Raw genomic sequence first — 3,045 nt, forward strand, 5'->3', positions numbered from 1 at the left:
GACGTCTTCCGGCTGCACGTGGACAACCGCCCGCTGCGGCCCCTGGTGCTCCCCGAGGAGGAGGCATGACCAGCGAGAACAGCCCCCGCGACGGCCGCAGGGTTCGCGGCCCCGGCCGTTTTCGTCGTTCCGGTGGTGGCGGGGGCCGCCGTGCCGGGCGGGAAGGCGAGGGGTGCCGGGACGAGAAGTGTCGGCACGACAGGGTGAGAAGCGGCGAGGAGAGCAGAAGAGCCGCGTACGGTCGCCCTCACCGACGTCCGTACGCGGCGTCTCCGCCTGCCGGGGTGCTCTGCGCACCGCTCCTCGCCCGTCCGCGTCTCATCACGGTCGCGGCCTCCCCGGCGGCACCGCTCCCCGTCCCCGGGGGATCAGTGCCCGTTCCTGGTGCTCCTCCCTCAGCGGCCGAGCAGATCGGCCACGGCCTCCGCCTGGCTGACCATCTGGTCCCACCCGCCGAACAGCAGCACCAGGAGCACGGCGCACGGCAGCGCGATGGCCAGCGCCACGGCGGGGTGCCGGGTGGGCTGCTCGGCGGACTGGGGCTGGATGAAGGCCGGCCGCCGCCGGCGGGGAGTTCCCGTCTGCTGCATCGCCATGGCCCTGCTCCTGATCCGGTCGAGTCGGCGCGGTGGACGGCTTACCTCGGGGGACGAGCTCCCCGTCCACCGCTGGGGACAACGCTATGGCGCGAGGGCCGTGCGGACGTCATGCCGTCGTACTGTTCCTCGGGCATTCCGGAGGATGAGCCTCAGACTCAAGGCCTACTACCGGAGGGGGAGGGCGGCGTTTCCCCGTCCCCGGGGGAACCCTGAGGGGCAACCCCGAGAAACGATTCGGCAGCCCTGTGACCTGCAGCTCAGCTCACGATCCGACAATCGCACGGCGGCTTGTGGTGTTGCGTATCAGCACACCGCAGCGGCCAGTCCGTAAGCTGTGCCAGACAGGAACTGACGATGCCCCAACCGACGGGGCCTCACCCACGGGCTGACGGGGAACGAAACATGGCGATGATGCGGTTGAGGCGTGAGGACCCCCGCATCGTCGGGCCGTACCGCCTGCACCGGCGACTGGGCGCCGGCGGCATGGGCGTGGTCTACCTCGGCTCCGACCGCCGGGGACAGCGCGTCGCACTCAAACTGATCCGCGCCGAACTCGCCGAGGACCTCGAGTTCCGCACCCGCTTCGCGCGCGAGATCGCCGCCGCCTCCCGGATCCGCGGCGGCTGCACCGCCCGGGTCGTCGGTTCGGACATCGAGGCCGACCGGCCCTGGCTCGCCACCGCGTACGTACCCGGGCCCTCGCTCTACAAGCGGGTCGGCGACGAGGGGCCGCTCAGCTGGCCCGAGGCCGCCCGGATCGGGGCGGCGCTCGCCGACGGGCTGGTCAAGGTGCACGAGGCCGGGGTCGTCCACCGGGACCTCAAGCCCTCCAACATCCTGCTCTCGCCCCGCGGGCCGCGGATCATCGACTTCGGCATCGCCTGGTCCCGCGGCGCCAGCACCCTCACCCACGTCGGCACGGCCGTCGGCTCCCCCGGCTTCCTCGCACCCGAGCAGGTGCGCGGCGCGGCCGTCACGCCGGCCACCGACGTCTTCGCCTTCGGGGCAACGCTCGCTTACGCGCTCACCGGGGACACGCCGTTCGGGTCCGGGGCGTCCTCCGAGGTGATGCTCTACCGGGTCGTCCACGAGGAGCCCGACCTGTCGGCCGTTCCGCCGCAGCTCGCGCCGCTGATCCGGGCCTGCCTGGCCAAGGAGCCCGCCGAGCGGCCCGGCGCGGCCGCACTGCACGACCGGCTCAGCGAGTTGGCCGCGCGCGGGGCGACCGCGGCGGAGGTGGAGAGCGGCGGCGCCGGCGGCGGCGGTACTGGCGGCGGCGGGCGCGGGCCTCGGCGAGGCGCTCCGGGTGCTCCCCCGGTGGGCGCTCAGGGGCTGCACGGCCCGTACGGGGGGCACGGCGCGCCCGGCGCGCAGTCCGCGCGCGGGGCGCATCCGGCGCACGCGTCGCACTCGGCGGCGGAAGGTGCCCGGCAGGGTGTTCCGGTGCCGGGGCGTCAGCCCGAGCCCGCCGCTCCTTCGCGGCTCAGGGCCGCGACGGCCGGCCGTGGCGGGCAGGCGGCCGGGGCCCCGGCGCGACGCGCGGCCGCGCCCGTCCAGCGGCCGGAGGTCACGCCGGTGACCCGGTCGCTGCGGGACCGTCCGCAGACTCCAGCGCCCGGGCGCCCCCGGCCCCGGGACCGGCAGCACACCCCCGCACCCGGCGGTCGGCCCGGCACGGCACGGCAGCGCCTGCTGCGGCAGCGCCTGGTGGTCTTCGTCACCGTCACCATCGGCGTGGCGCTGGCCATCGCGGCGGCACAGGGCTGCGAGAACCGGAGCAACCAGGGCGCGCGGCCACCCGTCGGGCAGACGGCGACGGCGGGCGCCGGTGGCCACGGCGGCGAACAGGCGGTGCCCGGCACCTCGGTGGACGTCGCACCGCAGGCCTCGACGACGCCGCTCCCGGCGACGGCCCGGGGCGGCGCCGGGGACGGCACGCTGGCACCCGCCCAGGGGCCCGGTCCGGTGGTGGACTGGCCCAACCGCAGCTACCCCGACGGCGCCGGCGGCGCCTCCATCACGCTGAAGAACGGACGCTCCGTCGGGAGCGGGCCGCAAGTCGCGTTGAGCGCGGTGCTGCCGGCCCGGTACAAGGGACAACCGGCCACGGTGATCGTCCTGCGACGGGCAGACGGCTCGGCGCCGGTCGACCTCGTCCAGCTCTACACCTTCGCCGGGGACAGCCCGGTCGCGACCGCCTCCCGCACCTCGACGGCCGACCCGCAGGCCACCGCCACCTGGCGTCTGGACGGCAGCGCGGTCGTCCGGGAGGAACGCGTGGCCGCCACCGGCTCGGTCACCTCCACCCGCTACACCGTCCGCGCGGACGGCACCCTCGACGAGTCCTGGCCCGGCGCCGGCTCCTCCGGCCCCACCACCCCACCCCCGGCAGCCGCCCCACCACCCCCCACCTCCCCAGCAGGCTGATGCGCACGGGAAGTCGGCC

General features: G+C 75.7%; 1 protein-coding gene and 1 pseudogene. One reads left to right on the forward strand and one right to left on the reverse strand.

What is annotated here, in order from left to right:
* Window positions 1-395 precede the first annotated feature (395 nt).
* Entirely contained in the window at window positions 396-596 is a 201-nt protein-coding gene (locus tag ABT247_RS32870) for a hypothetical protein (RefSeq protein WP_350750171.1), read from the reverse strand.
* 405 nt (window positions 597-1,001) lie between these two features.
* Here ABT247_RS32870 and ABT247_RS32875 point away from each other — a divergent pair.
* A pseudogene (locus ABT247_RS32875) lies at window positions 1,002-2,414 on the forward strand (serine/threonine-protein kinase); the annotation flags it as partial.
* Between the last annotated feature and the right edge of the window lie 631 nt (window positions 2,415-3,045).

It is taken from the genome of Kitasatospora sp. NPDC001539 (assembly GCF_040298565.1).
Classification (GTDB): Bacteria; Actinomycetota; Actinomycetes; order Streptomycetales; family Streptomycetaceae; genus Kitasatospora.

Coding starts and splice junctions, on each gene's coding strand:
- ABT247_RS32870 (WP_350750171.1), bottom strand. CDS start 596: ATGGCGATGCAGCAGACGGGAACTCCCCGCCGGCGGCGGCCGGCCTTC.